The organism is Bradyrhizobium liaoningense, from assembly GCF_018130825.1.
Classification (GTDB): domain Bacteria; phylum Pseudomonadota; class Alphaproteobacteria; order Rhizobiales; family Xanthobacteraceae; genus Bradyrhizobium; species Bradyrhizobium liaoningense_B.
Genome location: NZ_JAFCJS010000001.1, coordinates 353,932 through 370,669, shown reverse-complemented (window position 1 = coordinate 370,669; position 16,738 = coordinate 353,932). Strand labels below are relative to the sequence as shown.

General features: G+C 65.0%; 16 protein-coding genes. 9 read left to right on the top strand and 7 right to left on the bottom strand.

Annotated features, from left to right (window positions below; all coding sequences use genetic code 11):
- Window positions 1-26: 26 nt before the first annotated feature.
- From JQ603_RS01805 to JQ603_RS01770, 8 genes are all read left to right on the top strand, one after another.
- Window positions 27-548 carry a GFA family protein gene (locus JQ603_RS01805; RefSeq protein WP_245003345.1) on the top strand — a complete coding sequence of 174 codons (522 nt, stop codon included), beginning with the start codon at window positions 27-29 and terminating at the stop codon, window positions 546-548.
- Between the two features lie 99 nt (window positions 549-647).
- On the top strand, window positions 648-1,352 hold the full coding sequence (locus tag JQ603_RS01800; RefSeq protein ID WP_245003344.1) for a hypothetical protein: 705 nt from the start codon (window positions 648-650) through the stop codon (window positions 1,350-1,352).
- Window positions 1,353-1,478: 126 nt separating this feature from the next.
- A complete protein-coding gene (locus tag JQ603_RS01795) occupies window positions 1,479-2,657 on the top strand; it encodes an ROK family transcriptional regulator (RefSeq protein WP_212338114.1) in 1,179 nt (392 codons plus the stop codon).
- A gap of 60 nt (window positions 2,658-2,717) precedes the next feature.
- Window positions 2,718-4,004, top strand: coding sequence for an ABC transporter substrate-binding protein (locus JQ603_RS01790; RefSeq protein ID WP_212336048.1), 1,287 nt, complete (start codon window positions 2,718-2,720; stop codon window positions 4,002-4,004).
- Window positions 4,001-4,924, top strand: a complete 924-nt coding sequence (locus JQ603_RS01785; protein ID WP_212336047.1) for a carbohydrate ABC transporter permease — start codon at window positions 4,001-4,003, stop codon at window positions 4,922-4,924. The genes JQ603_RS01790 and JQ603_RS01785 overlap by 4 nt, the downstream gene beginning before the upstream one ends.
- Window positions 4,917-5,774 (top strand): carbohydrate ABC transporter permease, encoded by an 858-nt coding sequence (locus tag JQ603_RS01780; protein WP_212336046.1) that lies wholly within the window; start codon window positions 4,917-4,919, stop codon window positions 5,772-5,774. The genes JQ603_RS01785 and JQ603_RS01780 overlap by 8 nt, the downstream gene beginning before the upstream one ends.
- Before the next feature lie 25 nt (window positions 5,775-5,799).
- Window positions 5,800-6,909 (top strand): ABC transporter ATP-binding protein, encoded by a 1,110-nt coding sequence (locus JQ603_RS01775; RefSeq protein WP_212336045.1) that lies wholly within the window; start codon window positions 5,800-5,802, stop codon window positions 6,907-6,909.
- Window positions 6,906-7,673, top strand: a complete 768-nt coding sequence (locus JQ603_RS01770) for an SDR family NAD(P)-dependent oxidoreductase (protein WP_212336044.1) — start codon at window positions 6,906-6,908, stop codon at window positions 7,671-7,673. Before JQ603_RS01775 ends, JQ603_RS01770 begins: the two co-directional genes overlap by 4 nt.
- Before the next feature lie 149 nt (window positions 7,674-7,822).
- Here JQ603_RS01770 and lpxB read toward each other — a convergent pair whose 3' ends face one another.
- The 3 genes from lpxB to lpxA are packed head-to-tail and all read right to left on the bottom strand — an operon-like array spanning window position 7,823 to window position 10,666.
- On the bottom strand, window positions 7,823-9,001 hold the full coding sequence (lpxB, locus tag JQ603_RS01765) for a lipid-A-disaccharide synthase (protein WP_212336043.1): 1,179 nt from the start codon (window positions 8,999-9,001) through the stop codon (window positions 7,823-7,825).
- Entirely contained in the window at window positions 8,998-9,855 is an 858-nt protein-coding gene (locus tag JQ603_RS01760; RefSeq protein ID WP_212338112.1) for an LpxI family protein, read from the bottom strand. The genes lpxB and JQ603_RS01760 overlap by 4 nt, the downstream gene beginning before the upstream one ends.
- A gap of 19 nt (window positions 9,856-9,874) precedes the next feature.
- The gene (lpxA, locus tag JQ603_RS01755) at window positions 9,875-10,666 is read right to left on the bottom strand and encodes an acyl-ACP--UDP-N-acetylglucosamine O-acyltransferase (protein ID WP_212336042.1); all 792 of its coding nucleotides are present in this window, start codon (window positions 10,664-10,666) and stop codon (window positions 9,875-9,877) included.
- Window positions 10,667-10,825: 159 nt separating this feature from the next.
- Between lpxA and JQ603_RS01750 the strand changes: the two genes are divergently transcribed.
- Window positions 10,826-11,149: a KTSC domain-containing protein gene (locus tag JQ603_RS01750; RefSeq protein ID WP_212336041.1), complete on the top strand. Its 324-nt coding sequence runs from the start codon at window positions 10,826-10,828 to the stop codon at window positions 11,147-11,149.
- Window positions 11,150-11,172: 23 nt separating this feature from the next.
- On the opposite strand, the gene fabZ is transcribed toward JQ603_RS01750, so the two are convergent.
- From fabZ to rseP, 4 genes are all read right to left on the bottom strand, one after another.
- Window positions 11,173-11,634, bottom strand: coding sequence for a 3-hydroxyacyl-ACP dehydratase FabZ (fabZ, locus tag JQ603_RS01745; protein ID WP_183238958.1), 462 nt, complete (start codon window positions 11,632-11,634; stop codon window positions 11,173-11,175).
- Window positions 11,631-12,698 carry a UDP-3-O-(3-hydroxymyristoyl)glucosamine N-acyltransferase gene (lpxD, locus tag JQ603_RS01740; RefSeq protein WP_212336040.1) on the bottom strand — a complete coding sequence of 356 codons (1,068 nt, stop codon included), beginning with the start codon at window positions 12,696-12,698 and terminating at the stop codon, window positions 11,631-11,633. Before lpxD ends, fabZ begins: the two co-directional genes overlap by 4 nt.
- A gap of 136 nt (window positions 12,699-12,834) precedes the next feature.
- Window positions 12,835-15,375 carry an outer membrane protein assembly factor BamA gene (bamA, locus tag JQ603_RS01735; RefSeq protein WP_212336039.1) on the bottom strand — a complete coding sequence of 847 codons (2,541 nt, stop codon included), beginning with the start codon at window positions 15,373-15,375 and terminating at the stop codon, window positions 12,835-12,837.
- Between the two features lie 174 nt (window positions 15,376-15,549).
- Complete coding sequence (rseP, locus tag JQ603_RS01730; protein ID WP_212336038.1) at window positions 15,550-16,701, bottom strand: RIP metalloprotease RseP; 1,152 nt, start codon at window positions 16,699-16,701, stop codon at window positions 15,550-15,552.
- Between the last annotated feature and the right edge of the window lie 37 nt (window positions 16,702-16,738).

Here is a 16,738-nt window from a genome sequence, read left to right as displayed (position 1 = left end):
CCTCGTAGGGTGGGTTAGCCCTGCAGATGCGCGAAGCGCATCTGCTCGGCGTAACCCACCACTTCTCGCGCGGCTACAAAGCTGGTGGATTACGCCTTCGGCTAATCCACCCTACGGCCTCCAATGGAAAGGACACCCTGATGCTGAGCGGAAGCTGCCTCTGCGGAGGCGTTGCCTACGAGGTCGACGCCGCCCCGAGCATGATCGTCCACTGCCATTGCCGGACCTGCCGCAAGACGCACGGCTCCGCCTTCTCCACCGTCACCAATGTCCCTCGCGATCGCTTTCGCTGGACCAAGGGCGAAGAGCTGCTGCGCGGCTTCGAATCCTCACCCGGCAAGACCCGCTATTTCTGCTCGCAATGCGGATCGCACATCGTCGCCGCGCGCGACGGCAAGAGCACGGTCCTGCTTCGAATGGGTTGCCTGGACACACCGATCGCAGAACGGCCCGAGGTCCACATCTGGCGATCGGACGCCGCCAACTGGTATGATCCGAAGGCCGAATTGCCGGAGTGGCCGGAAGGCACGCCGCCAGCTGCCCCATGATCTGCAAGACAGCGAGCTGTCGGAAACGGTGCCCTCTCACGATGGCGCCGTTTTTGTTTGGCAGGGTCCGACAAAGCGAGCGAAGCGCAGGACAAGCGGATGCGGATCACGAACCCGGTCGACGGATTGTTGCAGGTCGTGGCCTGTTCACCCTTCCCCGACGCCGCCGGCGAGATGGTGCTTCATCCCAGATGCGACATTGACGGGGTGGTGACTGCGGAGCGCCTCGCGGCGGCTGCCGTGCAATACAGCGGCTACGACGTTCCCAAGGCGAAATGGCCGCGTCCCGGGATGATGCTTCCTGTGACCGTGGACCTCGCCGATCCCACGCGGTTCAGGATCGAATGGGGTCGGGTGCCGACCGGGCGCGAAGTCGCCGAAAAGCTGGCGGCAGATCTGCGTGGCGAGGAGCAGGCCGACACGCCGGGTTGTCGCCCGTCTCCCCGCGTCTGGCGCGAGATAGAACATGCTGCGTCCTCGCCGGCGTTGATCTATGGGCTCACGCCGCAGCAGACGGAGATTGCGCTGGCTGGCGGCGCCGCCGCGCTCGGCCTGGTTCCGACGACAGCGAAGGTCCTGAGCGCGCGTGAAGTGCAACCGAGCAGTGCAACGGGCGGGACGTGGGACATCGCCGTCGCGGTGAACGACCCGAACGGCGGAGCCGCCTGGGACGCGGTCACGCGCATGTCGTTCAGCAGCTCAAGCCGACGCAAGAGCCGCACCGCCGCTGGGGTCGAGTTGCCTGTCCTCGTCGATCCCGACAACCGCAAACGGATCATCGTCGACGTCGCGCGTCTGTCCTGAGTGGCGTCACTCTCTCCGCCTTTGCTGCCGCGCACAACAACAAGTCGCCGCCTCACGTCGGCAAAGGCTTGACAGTCGAAACGCTCAGCGCGCAAATTCTTACACTAAGTAAGAATGACGACAGGGATGGAAATGCCGGAGCAGCCGAGAAGTCGGCGGCAGACGCGCGCCGCCATTTTGACTCATCTGCTTCAGTCGGGCGGCTCGTTTCGCCCGCCGCTGGCGAAGGCCGTTCGCCTGTCCGAAGCGAGCCTGTCGCGCATCCTGTTCGACCTCAAGGCCGAAGGCCTGATCGAGGAAGTGCGGCGCCCTGCCCCTTACGTCGGCGGCCCCACGGCGCTCGTCGCACTCGATGGCTCGGTGGCGCTCGCCGCTTTCGAGCTGAGCGCTCAGCGGCTCAGCGTCGGCGTTGGCAGCCTGTCGGGCGAGCTGCACTACACCGAGCGTGTACCGCTGCCGAAAACGCCGACCGTCGAGTCCGTCGGGCGGGTGTTTCGCGAGGCGATGACATTGCTGCGCGACTGGACGCGCCGCCGCCGCATCACCCTCGCGCAGATCGGCGTCTCCATTCCGGGCCTCGGCCGGCTCAGCATATCGGCCAATCCGATCATTCCCTGCGATGTCGGGCGCATCGGCGACATGCTCGGCGCGACGTTCGCGGGCGTGCCGATTGAATTCACCAATTCGGTCGTCGCCCACGCCACCTTTCACCGTTGTCGCACGGAGAACTATCCGTTCGGCGATACGCATCTCTTCGTCCTTGTGAGCCAAGGCGTTGCCGGCGCCTGGATGGATGATCCGGCCGAAGCCGATGCCCTGCAGCCGATCGAGCTCGGCCACATGGTGTTCGGTCCGGATGGACCGCGCTGCCGCTGCGGACATCATGGCTGCGTCGAGGCCTACACGTCGCTGCCGGCCCTGGCCGATCTTCTTGGCGTTTCCGAAACCGAGTTGCTTCAGCTCGGCCACGAATGGGTCAACACGATCCCGCTCTCATCGCGCGTTCGCCAGGAGTTGCGCCGGCGGCTGTTCCGGCTCGGCCTTGCAATCGGCAACACGCTGAACGTGAAGCCTTGCGGCGGGGTCGCGATCAGCGGCTGGCCGTCGCTTCTCGCCGAGGACGACCGCAAGGCCGTGGTCGAGGGGATCGACGCCTGCCTGCTGGGCGGTCGCAAACTGGCGCAGGTGTCCCTCGCCTTCGTGCCGCCCTCGACCGGCAACGATCCGCAGGCCGCGCTTGCCTTCGCCGCCTTCTGCCTCGCCAGAAGCGGCGGCATGCCCGCCGCATCGACGGAGGCTGCCTGACATGCCCTAAAGCCGCGCCGTCTGCACGCGCCACGAAAGTTCACACCGGGAGGAACTGTCATGCCGATCACAACAACAAGGCGTCGTCTGCTCGCTGGATCCGCTGCCGCGCTCGCACTGCCGGCCTTTGCCCGCGCCCAGGGCGCGGTCAAGCCACGCCTGACCGCGATCTCGCAATGGTCCGCAGGCAGCGACGGAGCGGCCATCACGGCACTCGGCAAGAGATTCGAGGAGAAAGGCGGGATCTGGCAGCACTCGCCGGTCCCCGGCTTCACCACCGAGATGATGAACAAGCTGCGCGCCCAGATCATCGCCGGCGATCCGCCGGCCTGTTCGCAGCTCAAGGGCCCGGAGATCGCGGCCTGGTCGAAGATCGCCCCGACCGTCGATCTCGACGCGGTCGTCGCGGCCGCCGGTTACGAAAAGGTCGTCGCGCCCGACCTTGCCAAATTGCACAGGCCGGCCGGCAAGTGGATCGCGCTGCCGCTGCAGATCTACAGCACCAACATGCTGTTCCTCTCCAAACGCGCGATGGACAAGGCCAAGGCCGACAAGATCCCCGTCACCTGGGCCGAGTTCAACGATCTCGCCGAAAAAATGAAATCGGGCGGCGTCGCCTATCCCGTCGCCAACGGCGGCACCCGCCCCGACGACGGGCAGAAGTTCGAGGCCGCTCTGGCGGGCATCAGTCCCCTCGCATATCGCGCAGCGATCATGAATCTCGAGAAAAAGGCGCTGGAGGGCCCCGAGATCAAGGCTGCGTTCGTGCAGGTCCGCAAGATCGCCGACTGGATGGACCCCAACGTCGGCGCCCAGCACTTTTCCACCAACCTGAAGCGCTTCGTCGACGGCGACATGGGCATGATGATCATGGGCGGCTGGGCGCAAGGCGTGCTGCGCAACGCCGGCTTCAAGTTCGAGGACTTCGTGATCGCCCCGGGTCCGAGCGACAATGGCAAGCCGGTCTTCCTGCTGAATGCCGATGCTTTCATCTTCTGGCAGCGCAAGGAGGCGGACCTGCAAGCCGGCCAGACGCTGATGGCCCAGCTCGTCATGGATCCGGCGATCCAGACCATGTATTCGCAGATCACGGGATCGATCCCGGTGCGCACCGATGTCGATCTGTCCGGCGAAGGCTGGTCGGACGGCCAACGGCGGACCGCAGCAGCTCTCAAAGACGCGATCGCCAGCAATCAGGCCGTCCTCAGTCTTGCGCACAACATGGCGCAGGAAAACGGCATGACCGCCGCGATGATCGACGTGATCACGGAGTACGTGAAGAACAAGACCATCAAGCCGGAGCAGGCGGCCACACGCCTCGCCGACGCCGTCGAGAGCGCACGTTGACGATCGCCGTCTCGACAAGACCGGGCCGGCCGGCGGCCTCTGAAATGGTCCGCCGGCTGCCCGAATATCTGACGATCTGGGTGCCGCTGCTGTTGTCCGCCGCGCATCTCATTGCGTTCTCGCTGTGGACGATCTGGATATCGTTCACACCATCCACTCTGGTCCCTGTTACGGGCTGGGTGGGTCTGCGCAACTATTCAGCGGTCGCAGCATCGCGCAACTGGCAGATCGCCCTCGACAATCTGCTGCTGTTTGGCAGCGCTTTCGTGTTGCTGAGCCTGGCGACCGGCCTGATCCTTGCCATCCTGCTCGATCAGCGCATTCGCGGCGAGAACGTGCTGCGCTCCATCTTCCTCTATCCCCTGGCGGTGTCGTTCGTGGTCACCGGCACGGTCTGGAGCTGGCTGCTCAATCCCGGCCTTGGCATCCAGAAGCTGGTCCACGACCTCGGCTGGACCTCCTTCCGGTTCGACTGGCTGATCGACCGTGACATGGCGATCTGGACCATCGTCATCGCCGCGATCTGGCAATCCTCGGGCTTTGCCATGGCGCTCTTCCTCGCCGGCCTCCGCTCGGTCGATGCGGACCTGATCAAGGCCGCGCAGATCGACGGCGCCGGACCGGTCCGAATGTACCGGCGCGTCATCCTGCCGACGCTTTGGCCGATCACCATCACCGTCATCGTCATCCAGCTGCAGTTCGCGATTTCGACCTTCGACCTCGTCCGCGCGCTCACCAATGGCGGGCCCGGAATCGCGACCCAGCTGCCGGCCCTCGTCGTCTATGACCTGATGTTCCAGCGCAGCCTGCTCGGACGGGGAGCGGCGGCGGCAGTCCTCATGTTGCTCATTCTTCTCGTCGTCTTGCTGCCGTATGCAGCGTGGCGTTATGTCCAGCGGCGGCGGGCGATCCATGCGTGAGCAAACCTTCGTCCCAGGCCGGATCCTGATCTATCTCATCGTCTCGCTGATCGCGGCAGCATGGCTCGCGCCATTGGCTGTTGTCGTGCTGAACTCGCTCCGGACCAACGAGGAGATCGCACAGGGCTCGATGATCGGCTGGCCGCAACATCTGGCCTGGAGCAACTACGCCGCCGCCTGGAGCGGTTTCTGCGTCGCCGAGACCTGCGCGGGAATCCGGCCGTACATGCTGAACTCCGCGCTCGTGACCATTCCCGCGACGATCTTCTCCACCCTGCTTGGCGCAGTCGCCGGTTACGCGGTTTCGCTCTGGCGCTTCCGCGGCGATAGCTGGATCTACGGTATCGTCACGCTCGGCATCTTCCTTCCGCAGCAGATGCGCCTGCTGCCCTGGACCATCGTACTGCGCGACACCGGCCTGATGAACACGCTGACGGGGCTGGTCGTGATCCACACGATCCAGGGGCTGTCCTTTACCACCCTGTTCTGCCGCAACTACTACGTTGCCATCCCGCAAGAGCTGATCAGAGCTGCGCGTATCGATGGCGCGGGGTTCTTTCGCATTTTCTGGCGCATCATCCTGCCGCTCTCGCCGCCGATCCTGGTCGTCACCGTGATCTGGCAGTTCACGCATATCTGGAACGAGTTTCTCTATGGCGTGACGTTCACCACCGGTCAGCAGCAGCCGGTCACCGCCGCGCTGATCGCGCTGTCGGCCGCGGTCGCCGATATCCCTCAGCATGGCGTGCAAAGCGCCGCGGTGATGATCGCCGCCCTGCCGACCCTGCTGATCTATCTGATCGGCGGCAAGTACTTCGTACGCGGCCTCACCGCCGGCGCCGTGAAATGATGGAGTTGCCGTCAATGGAGTTGCCATGGCAGCACTGAGCATTCGCGCCCTGTCCAAGCGCTACGCCAATCTGGAGGTGCTGAAGGGCATCGATCTCGACATCGAGAGCGGCGAGTTCACCGTGCTGGTCGGGCCGTCCGGCTGCGGCAAGTCCACCCTGCTCAACATCATCGCCGGGCTCGATCGGCCGAGCGCGGGCACCGTCGAGATCGGCGGGCGCGTGGTCAACGATGTTCCGCCGAAAGACCGCGACATCGCCATGGTGTTCCAGTCCTACGCGCTCTACCCCTCGATGACGGTACGTCAGAACATCACCTTCGGCATGGAATGCCGAGGTGTAGCCAAGGCCGAGCAGGAGAAGGCCGTCGCGAACGTCGCCAAACTGCTCCAGATCGAGCAATTGCTCGGCCGCAAGCCGTCGCAGCTCTCCGGTGGCCAGCGCCAGCGCGTGGCGATGGGCCGGGCACTGGTGCGCAATCCCCTGCTCTTCCTGTTCGACGAGCCGCTCTCCAATCTCGATGCCAAGCTGCGCGTCGAGATGCGGATGGAGATCAAGCGCCTGCACCAGCGTATCGGCGCCACCATCATCTATGTCACCCACGACCAGATCGAGGCGATGACGATGGCAACGCGCATCGCCGTGATGCATCGGGGTGTGGTGCAGCAGTTTGCTGATCCCGACACCGTGTATCGTTATCCTGCCAATCTGTTCGTCGCCCGCTTCATGGGCTCGCCGCCGATGAACACGATACCGGCACGGCTCGAGACCGATTCCGGCGGGCTGGTGGCTGCGATCGGCGCGGGACGGCCCGACGAGGTCCGTCTGCGCCTCCAGGCCTATGACGTTGCGGTGCCCTATGTCGGCCGCGACGTGATCGTCGGCATCAGGCCGGAATGCATCGCCGAGGGCGGCCGCGTGTTTTCCGGCGAGGCGCCCATCCTCGTCAATGCACCGGTGGAGATGGTCGAGCCGACCGGGGCCGAGACCATCGTGTTGCTGCGGCTGGGCGGCGAGCCCGCGCAGGCGCGCATCTCGCCGGACGTCCGCCCCGCGCCGGGTGACGTGGCGCCCTTCGCGCTCGACACCCGCCGCATCTGCCTGTTCGACCCCGAGACGGAGCGACTGATCGCATGACAATGACGAGCTATGCCGGCCTCGCGGACCGCGTGGTGCTGATTACCGGTGGCGCCAGCGGCATCGGTGCCGCCTTCGTGCGCGCCTTCGCTGGCCAGGGCGCCCGAATCGCATTCCTCGACATCGACGAAGCAGCCGGCGCGGCGCTGGTGGCGGACGTGGCGGCCGCGTCCGGCACGGCGCCGCTGTTCGTACCTTGCGACCTCCTCGACATCGATGCCTTGCACACCGCCATGGCCGAGGTCCGCCGAAAGCTCGGGGACGCCGCGGTGCTCGTCAACAATGCCGCCAACGACCAGCGTCAGGTGCTCGCGGACGTGACGCCCGCCGAGTTCGACTGGACGATCGGCGTCAACCTCAAGCACGTCTTCTTTGCCGCACAGGCCGTGGTGCCGCAGATGCAGGCGCGCGGCGGCGGCTCGATCATCAACATGTCGTCGATCGCCTGGATGCGCGGCGCGCCGGCGCTGCCGGTGTATGCCGCTGCGAAGGCGGCCATCGTCGGCTTCACCAACTCGCTGGCGCGGTCGGTCGGCCCCGACCGCATCCGCGTCAACGCGATCGCGCCGGGCATGGTGATCACCGAGCGCCAGCGCCGGCTGTGGTATCCGGACGAGCGGGTCATCGCCGAGTTTCGCACCCGTCAGGCCATTCCCGATGCGGTGACGCCCGAGGACATCGCGCGGATGGCGCTGTTTCTCGCATCCGACGAGAGCCAGCGCATCACCAGTCAATGTTTCCGGGTCGACGGCGGCTTGGCCTAGTGCACGATCCGGCCGCGCTAGCGCAACAGGCGCGGTATCGTAGGGTGGGCAAAGGCGCAAAGCGCCGTGCCCACCATCTCTCTGTAACGGGCAAGGAATGGTGGGCACGCTGCGCTTTGCCCACCCTACGGGACCTACAAAACCGTCGCTTACCGCCGTGCCTTCCGCATTGTCGCCAGCACGACGTCGGCAGCGAGCACGCTTGGCGATTTGTTGCCTGTCGACATGATCTGATCGAGCCGGGCGAAGGCTTCGACCTGCCGCTTGCGCAGCGGCGTGTCGGTCAGCACCTCCGACAGTGCCATCGCGAGCTTCTCCGGCGTGCAGTCCTCCTGCAGATACTCCGGGATGACGTCCTCGCCGATCACGAGATTGGCGAGGATCACCGAGGAAACGCGGATCGCGCGGCGCAGGATGAAGGCTTCCATCGCGCCGACACGGTAGGCCGTCACCATGGGAATGCCCGCCAGAGCGAGCTCCAGCGTCACGGTGCCGGATTTTGCCAGCGCGGCATGCGCAAGGCGGAAGACGGCGCGCTTCTCGTTCTCGCCGACCACGATCCGCGGCTTGATCGGCCAGCTCGCGGTGCCCTCGCGCACGGTGGTTTCAAGATGTGGCATGGTCGGCAGCATCAGCTCGAACGCGCGGCCTTCGGCCTGCAACCGTCCAAGCGTTGCGCCGAACACGTCGAGATGATGCCGGATCTCGCTGCGGCGGCTGCCGGGCAGCACCAGCAGCACCGGCGGCTCAGCATTGCGGCGCGCCTGCTCCTCCGCATTCGGTCGCAGCGACGCCAACTGCTCGATCAGGGGATGGCCGACATAGCTGCAGGGCGGACCGCCGAGCTTGCGGTATTCCTCCGGCTCGAACGGCAACAGGCCGAGCACGTGATCGACATAGCCGAGCATGGTCCGCGCCCGTCCCGGCCGCCAGGCCCAGAGCTGCGGCGAGACGTAGTCGACGACCGGGATCGCAGGATTCTTCGCGCGCACGCGACGGGCGACGCGATGGGTGAAGTCGGGGCTGTCGATGATGACGAGCGCGTCCGGCGCGGCCTCCAGCACGGCATCGACAGTCTGGCGGATCAGCCGCAGGATCTTCGGCAATTGCTGCACCACTGCGGCAAAGCCGACGATCGACAGCTCCTCGATCGGAAACAGCGTCTCCAGTCCCTCGCGCGCCATGGTGCGGCCGCCGACGCCCTCGAACTGCACGCCGTCGCCGAGGCGCTGGCGCAGCACCTTCATCAGGGCCGAGCCGAGCCGGTCGCCGGACTCCTCCGTCGCGATCAGGAAGATCTTCCGCTTGGGATCGCGAGTCTGCATCATTTGGGCAGGCCGATGACGAAGAGATATTTGGCGTCGGCAAGCGCGATCATCGCCTGCGGCTCTGCGGCAATCGTGTTGCCGGCGATGACGGCGATGCCGGCAAGGCCGGCCCTGGCGACGCCCTCGATGGTGCGCGGGCCGATCGTCGGCAGATCGAAGCGCAGATCCTGGCCGCTCTTCGGTGCCTTCACCAGCACGCCGCGGCCGGTGGCTGCGCGGATGCGGCCCTCCTCGCGCAGGCGCGCGACGCGCGCCAGCAGCGCGTCGGTGCCCTCGATGTCCTCGACCGCCACCACATGGCCGTCGATCACGACGGCAGCCTGACCAATATCGAACGGGCCGAGCGCCGTCAGCACGGCGCGCCCACGCTCGATGTCGGCCTTGGCGTTGTCGTTCGGCCAGGCCCGACTGATGGAGCCCTCGGGCATCAAGAGGTCGGGCGCGACATCCTTGATGCCGACCATGCGAAAGCCGTCCTGCTCCAGGATGCGGCCGACACCGGAGAGAAGATGATCGTCGCCGCCGCGAAACGCGCGGATGACGTTGCCGAGCAGGCGCAGCGTCTTGATGTCGAACCGGATCTCGGAGAGCGAAGGCCGCACCAGGGTGCCGATGAAGATCAGGTCGCGGCAGCCCTCCTCGCGGAACAGCCGCATGGCGCGGCCGAGCTGGCCGACCGAGATCCAGCGGTGGCGGAACTTCTCCACCCGCGACGGATCGCAGGCCCCGCGCAGCGGAAACAGCACCGGCGTGATGCCGCGCGCGGCGAGCGACTCAGCGACGGCGAACGGCATTGCGCCACCGCCGGCAACTACGCCGACCGGCGATGAAATCTCAGAAGCCGCCGATGTCATGTCCGCGGCCATCCCGGTTTCACTTCGCGATGGCGGGAAGACAGAGCGGGCGCTTGCCCTTGCCGATGAAGTCGAGGATTTCCGCGATGGCCGGATCTTCCCCTGCGAGCGGCCGCGCCGCCTCGAGCCGCTCGGCAAACGTGCCGGGCCCGTGGAAGAGCTTCTGATAGAAGCCGCGCACGGTCGCGAGCCGCTGCTTGGTGAACTTGCGCCGCTTCATGCCGATGATGTTGAGCCCCTCGAGCACCGCATACTGGCCGTTGACCAGCCCGAACGGGATGATGTCGTCGCGCACGCCGCAGACGCCGCCGACCATGACCTGCGGCCCGATGCGGGTGAACTGGTGCACTGCGGACAAGCCGCCGATGAAGACGAAGTCGCCGATCTCGCAGTGACCGCCGAGCGTTGCCGACGTCGCGAAGATCACGTCGTTGCCGACATGGCAGTCATGGCCGACATGGCTGCAGTTCATGAAGTAGCCGCGGTCACCGACCGTGGTGATGCCGCCGCCGGCGACGGTACCGGCGTTCATGGTCACGGATTCGCGGATGGTGCAGCCTGCGCCGATCTTGAGCTTCGTCAGCTCGCCCCGATAGCTGAGCGACTGCGGCGGCGTGCCGAGCGAGGCGAAGGGATAGATCGTGCAATCGTCGCCAATGGTGGTCTGAGCCGTGACGTGCACATGGCCGATCAGCTTGCAGTTTTTGCCGATCACGACGTTCGGGCCGAGGATGCAGAAGGGCCCGATCTCGGTGCCCTCGCCGATCACGGCGCCGTCCGCGACCCGTGCGGTGGGATCAATCTTACTCATCAAAAAGATCTGCTTATGTGTTGAAGTCGCTCGGTTTTCCGGTGGTTAGCGCGACTATGCCCGATCTGTCCAGTGACGTATCATCTCGGCGTGTTTCAAGTGCCGGATGAGATTGCCGTCCCGGCCCTTCAACGTGTTCATGTGGAGCTTGAAGTCATCATGGTCAGGGCCCTGGCAGTTCTGCTCGCGCAGCTCGCGGCTGCGCCTGTTGTCTCCGAGACGATCGAGATCGGCGAGCGCCACCGCGTCGATCTCGGGACATTCGAGTGCCGCGACATCACCCGCAGCACGGTGCTCCAGCGGGTCTGCTACGATCGCGCGCGGCAGGACCTCGTCGTCGTGGCGGGCGGCGCCTATGACCGCTATTGCGGCGTCACGGCCGAGACGGTCGACCGCCTCCTGGGCGCACCGTCCATGGGCCAGTTCTTCAACCAGAATATCAGGCGCGCGACCGCGGGCAGCCGCTACGACTGCCACGCGTGAATCCGTTCGTGCAAGCTGCTCCCTCAATCCGTCAGCATGGCGCCGACGTCGGCCTCCGCAACCACCTGGCCGTTGACCTTGGCGTCGCCGTGAAACCACCACATGGTCTTGCGGCGGCCGAGCGAGCGCATGTGATACTCGATGGTATCGCCGGGCAGCACGGGCTTGCGGAATTTGCACTTGTCGATCGTGAGGAAATACACCGCGCGCGGCTTCTCGGTGCCCTCGACCGATTTGATGCCGATCACGCCCGCCGTCTGCGCCATCGCCTCGATCATCATGACGCCGGGATAGACCGGACGCTCGGGGAAATGCCCCTGGAAGGCCGGCTCGTTGAAGGTGACGTTCTTGATGCCGATGCCGCTGTAATCGGCGCGAATGTTGATCACGCGGTCGATCAGCAGCATCGGAAAGCGGTGCGGCAGCGTCTGGAGGATCGCGTTGATATCCACCAGCTCGAACTTGATAGGCGATTCCTCCGTCATTCCCGTCCCTCGTCCTTCGGATCGGCCTTGCTGTCGCGTACCAGGCGCTCCACCGCGATAATTTCCTTGAACCACTGCTTGGTCGGCTTGGCAAAGAAGCCACCCCAGCGACCGTTCGGCGGGATGTCGTCCTTGACCCCGCTCATCGCCGTGACCTGGGCGCCATCGCCGATCTTGAGGTGATTGTTGATGCCAACCTTTGCTCCCAGCGCCACGTTGTCGCCGATGGTCAGGCTGCCCGCGAGGCCGATCTGGGCCGCCAGCAGGCAGTTCCGGCCGATCGTCACATTGTGGCCGATCTGGACCTGATTGTCGATTTTGGTGCCCTCACCGATCACGGTGTCGCGCAAGGAACCGCGATCGATGGTGGTGCCAGCGCCGACCTCCACGTTGTTCTGGATCAGCACCCGGCCGGTCTGCGGCACCTTCAGATGGCCCTCGGGGCCGAAGAAGATGAAGCCGTAGCCGTCCTGGCCGATCGAGCAGCCCGGATGGATCAGCACGTCGTTGCCGATCAGCGCGCACTGGATGGCCGTGCGGGCGCCGACATTGCAATCTCGGCCGATCTTGACGCCGGGGCCGATGACCACGCCGGCGCCGATTACGGTGCCGCTGCCGATCTCGACATCTGGACCGATGACGGTCAGCGGTTCGACGACGACGTCATCCTCGAGCCGGGCGGAGGGGTCGATGATGGCGGACGGTGCGATACCCTCATTGCCGAACCAGGACTGCGGGCGCAGCGCATCGCCGTGCCACTGCCGGGCGATCCCGACGAAGGCGCGGAACGGTTGCGCCACCCGCAGCACGGCGACATGGGCAGGTACCTGGGCCTCGAAGCGCGGGCTCACCAGACAAGCCCCGGCCTTGGTCGCCCTGAGCTGATCGACGTATTTGAGGTTGTCGAAGAACGCCAAGTGCATCGGGCCGGCTTCGTCCAGCGAAGCCAGGCCCGTGATGACGTGGCCGGCCCTCGTGGGGTCGACCAATTGCGCCTTGGTCAGCGTGGCAATGTCGGCCAACGCTGTGGCAGGCGGCTTTGTGAAGAAGGTCGGCTGCGCCATTCCACCCCGTCGCGGTCCGGCTTCGGCATGAAGCGGTCAGGCCGCATCATGCCTTATCTCATGGACTGAGCACGATCTTTTTAGAGATCGGCCCCCCAGGAAAACTGAGGGGCCGGATCATGCCATGCTGTTCGAATTAGAAGGTGGTACCGCCGCCGAACCGGAACTCCTGGGTACGGTCGTACTTGCCCTTGCTGAGCGGCACGGCGTAGTCGAAGCGCAGCGGACCGAATGGCGACTGCCAGATCAGGCCGACACCCACCGACGAGCGGATCACCCTGCTGTCGTCATAGATCAGGCCGGTACAGGTTCCGGGCGTCGCCGGATTGGTCGTCGACGGAGTACAGCCCGAGTTGGACGGCGTGGTCATTTCGTTAGTCACACTCCACGTCGTCGGTCCCTTGTAGTCGTAGAGACCGCCGGCGTCGGCATAGACCGCGCCCTTCAGACCCACTTCCTTCGGCAGGAACCAGAACGGCATCTGCAATTCGAGCGAAGCGCCCCAGTACTTGGTGCCGCCGAGCGCGTCCTGCGTGTCGTACGGGTTGATGTCGCGCGGACCGATGCCGTTCGGGGCGAAGCCGCGGACGAGGTTCGGGCCCATCTGGAAGTGATCGAGCATGCGCAGATCGTTGCTGCCGATCTTGTTCAGCATGCCGCTCTGCACGTGCACGAGACCGACGATGTCAGACACCAGCGGGGTGTAGTACTTCGCGTCGATCACCGACTTCAGGTAGGAGACGTCGCCGCCGACGCCGGCGAAGTCCTGGCGGAAGTCGACGAGCAGACCGTCGGTGGGGTTCTTGTTGTTGTCCAGCGTGTTGTAGGTCAGCGTGTAGCCGAGCGCCGAGGTCAGGGTCTTGCCGTTGGCAAGCTCCTTGCGCACCGGCAGCGAGGCCTCGCCGTCGAAGTAGCAGCCGAGGCCGTTGGTCGAGCTCAGGTCGATCGGCGGCGTCTGCGCATTGGCGAAGGCCGGGCTCGGGTTGAATGCCGACGTGCCCAGATTGTTGTTACAGTTCGCCAGGTAGTACGGCAGCGTGATTTCCTGCTGATAGATCGAGTAGCGCAGCTGGAGCGCCAGATCTTCACGCAAGGAGAAGCCGAGACGGGGCGAGAAGCCGAGCGTCTTGGTGCCGTAGGAGATGTAGCTGTTGGACAGCTGCTGGCGCTGATAGAGGTCGAGGCCGAGCGCGACGCGATAGTCGAGCAGATAGGGCTCGACGAACGACAGCGAATAGCCGCGCGCATACTGGCCGTAGGTCACCGACGCCTTGGCGAACAGGCCGCGGCCGAGCAGGTTGCGCTCGGAGATCGAGACTTCGGCGAGCGCGCCGTCGGTCGTGGAGTAACCGCCCGAGATCGAGAAGTCGCCGGTCGATTTCTCTTCCATGTCGACGATCAGGATGACGCGGTCGCTCGACGAGCCGGGCTCGGTCGTGATCTTGACGCTCTTGAAATAGTCGAGGTTCTTCAGGCGCCGCTCGGCGCGATCGACCAGTGCGCGGTTGTAGGCATCGCCCTCGGAGATATCGAACTCGCGGCGGATGACGTAGTCGCGTGTGCGGGTGTTGCCGCGCAGGTTGATGCGCTCAATATAGGTGCGCGGGCCCTCGTCGATGTTGAACACGACGGACACCGTGTGCGCCTCGAAATTGCGGTCGCCGCCGGGACGGACCACGGCGAAGGCATAGCCGCGGCGCGAGGCTTCGATCTGCATCTCCTCGACCGACTTCTCGACCGATTCGACGTTGTAGAGCGAACCGACACCGACGCGCGAATAGGCCCGCATCGAAGACGGATCGAAGTTCGGAATGCTGGAGCGGAAATCGACCGCGCCGACGCGATACTGCGAGCCTTCCTCGATCTTGAAGGTGACGTTGAAGCCCTTCTTCTCCGGATCGTATTCGGTGAGCGCGGCCACGACCTGGACGTCGGCGAAACCGTTCTTGAGATAGAAGCGGCGCAGCAGGTCGCGGTCAGCCTCGACACGATCGGGATCGTAGATGTCGCCACTGGCGAGGAAGCTGAGAAGGTTCGATTCGCGCGTCTTGATGACGTCCCGCAGGCGGTAGGACGAGAACGCGACGTTGCCGACGAAGTCGATCGACTTCACGCCGGTCTTGGAGCCTTCCACGATCGTGAAGATGAGGTCGACGCGATTGTTCGGCTGCTCGATGACTTCGGGCGTGACGCGCACGTCGTAGCGGCCGGAGCGGCGATAGATTTCGGCGATTCGCAGCGTGTCGGACTGCACCATGGCGCGGGAGAAGGTTCCGCGCGCCTTGGACTGGACCTCGGAGGTGAGCTGCTCGTCCTTGATCTTCTTGTTGCCCTCGAAGGCGATGCGCCCGATCACCGGGTTTTCCACCACGGAGACGATGATCTGGCCGCCGGAGCCGCGGTTGATCCTGACGTCCTGGAACAGGCCGGTCTCGATCAGCGCCTTGAGGCCGTCATCGATGGCGCCCTGATCCAGGCGGCCGCCCGGACCCGGCTTGAAATAGGAGCGGATCGTCTCCACCTCGACGCGGCGATTTCCTTCGACGGAAATCGACTGGACCGTCTGAGCAAGCGCAGACGAAGACACAAAAACAGCCCCGACCGGGGCAACCACCGGCGCGCCGAACATGATCAGGGTTGCGAGCAAGCCCCCCCGGAGTCGCAGTCCAAACTTCATGCGCAACGCGCCCTTATCATTCCGTGCCAGACCCACCCCAACGCCGGTCTGGAGATTCCCCAAGTTCAGGCCGCTTGTAGCCAATTTCGCCGACGCCGCAAACGGCCGAAAGCGTCGTGATTTCAATTTCATTCCAGGACGTTGCTCAACAGCAACGCCACAAAAAAGCCCCTATCAGGAAGCTGCCATCCGCAGGATGTCGTTGTAGGTCGCAAACACCATCAACATCAGCACCAAACCCAACCCGATTCGGAACCCCATCTCCTGAGTCCGCTCGGACAAGGGCCGGCCGCGAACCACTTCGGCCGCATAGAACATAAGGTGACCGCCATCGAGCAGCGGGATCGGGAACAGGTTCAAGAGACCGATCGACACCGACAGCACTGCGCAGAGGTTGATCACGAACTGGAACCCGGCGCTGGCCGCCTGCCCCGACATCTTCGCGATGCCAAGGACGCCGCTGACCTCGTTCGGGTTACCGTGTCCGACAAACAGCGAGCCCAGGAACTTGAAGGTGCTGGTGATGATGAACCAGACCTGCTCCACGCCGATCTTGAACGCTTCGCCGACACCGACCGGAGCGGTCGAAGCCTCGCCGGCCTGCGTCTTGTGCTCGACGCCGAGCACGCCGACACGGTGGCTGTTCCCGAACGGATCCTTGCGCTCGAGCAGCGCCGGGGTCGCAGACAGCGACACGATGGCGCCGTCACGCTTCACCTGGAACGCAAGCGTCGAACCGGCATTCATCGCAACGATTCGCTGCATGTCGGCAAAGCTCTCGATCGGCTTGCCGTCGATCTGAACGACGACGTCCCCGATCTTGAAGCCGGCCGCCGCCGCCGCGCCATCGGCGACGACGCCGTCGACGCGCGCGATCGTGCTCGGCTTGCCGTAGTACAGGGCCATGCCCGCGAAGATCAGCGCGCCCAGAATGAAATTGGCGATCGGTCCGGCCGCGACGATGGCCGCGCGCGGGCCGACCTTCTTATGGTGGAAGCTGCCGGCACGCTCCTCGGGCGTCATGGCCGCAAGCGTCTCGGCCGACGGGGTCGAGGCTTCGCTCTCGTCGCCGAAGAACTTGACGTAGCCGCCGAGCGGAATCGCCGAGATCTTCCAGCGGGTGCCGTGGCGGTCGTTGAAACCGATCAGCTCCGGTCCGAAACCGAGCGAAAAGGTCAACACCCGAACGCCCGCCCAGCGCGCGACCAGGAAATGGCCGAGTTCGTGGAAGAACACGACGATGGTCAGGACGAACAGGAAGGGAACCGCGTAGCCGAGGAGCCCATGGCTCAATGCATTGAAACTATGGACAAAAAAGTCGATCATCGATTTCCCTCACCCAGCGCCGCAAGGCCCTGGCCCC

Coding starts and splice junctions, on each gene's coding strand:
- lpxB (WP_212336043.1), bottom strand. CDS start 9,001: ATGATGCAGACTCGCGATCCCAAGCGGAAGATCTTCCTGATCGCGACG.
- JQ603_RS01760 (WP_212338112.1), bottom strand. CDS start 9,855: ATGACATCGGCGGCTTCTGAGATTTCATCGCCGGTCGGCGTAGTTGCC.
- lpxD (WP_212336040.1), bottom strand. CDS start 12,698: ATGGCGCAGCCGACCTTCTTCACAAAGCCGCCTGCCACAGCGTTGGCC.
- fabZ (WP_183238958.1), bottom strand. CDS start 11,634: ATGACGGAGGAATCGCCTATCAAGTTCGAGCTGGTGGATATCAACGCG.
- JQ603_RS01795 (WP_212338114.1), top strand. CDS start 1,479: ATGGAAATGCCGGAGCAGCCGAGAAGTCGGCGGCAGACGCGCGCCGCC.
- JQ603_RS01750 (WP_212336041.1), top strand. CDS start 10,826: ATGGTCAGGGCCCTGGCAGTTCTGCTCGCGCAGCTCGCGGCTGCGCCT.
- JQ603_RS01805 (WP_245003345.1), top strand. CDS start 27: ATGCGCGAAGCGCATCTGCTCGGCGTAACCCACCACTTCTCGCGCGGC.
- JQ603_RS01770 (WP_212336044.1), top strand. CDS start 6,906: ATGACAATGACGAGCTATGCCGGCCTCGCGGACCGCGTGGTGCTGATT.
- JQ603_RS01780 (WP_212336046.1), top strand. CDS start 4,917: ATGCGTGAGCAAACCTTCGTCCCAGGCCGGATCCTGATCTATCTCATC.
- lpxA (WP_212336042.1), bottom strand. CDS start 10,666: ATGAGTAAGATTGATCCCACCGCACGGGTCGCGGACGGCGCCGTGATC.
- bamA (WP_212336039.1), bottom strand. CDS start 15,375: ATGAAGTTTGGACTGCGACTCCGGGGGGGCTTGCTCGCAACCCTGATC.
- rseP (WP_212336038.1), bottom strand. CDS start 16,701: ATGATCGACTTTTTTGTCCATAGTTTCAATGCATTGAGCCATGGGCTC.
- JQ603_RS01775 (WP_212336045.1), top strand. CDS start 5,800: ATGGCAGCACTGAGCATTCGCGCCCTGTCCAAGCGCTACGCCAATCTG.
- JQ603_RS01790 (WP_212336048.1), top strand. CDS start 2,718: ATGCCGATCACAACAACAAGGCGTCGTCTGCTCGCTGGATCCGCTGCC.
- JQ603_RS01800 (WP_245003344.1), top strand. CDS start 648: ATGCGGATCACGAACCCGGTCGACGGATTGTTGCAGGTCGTGGCCTGT.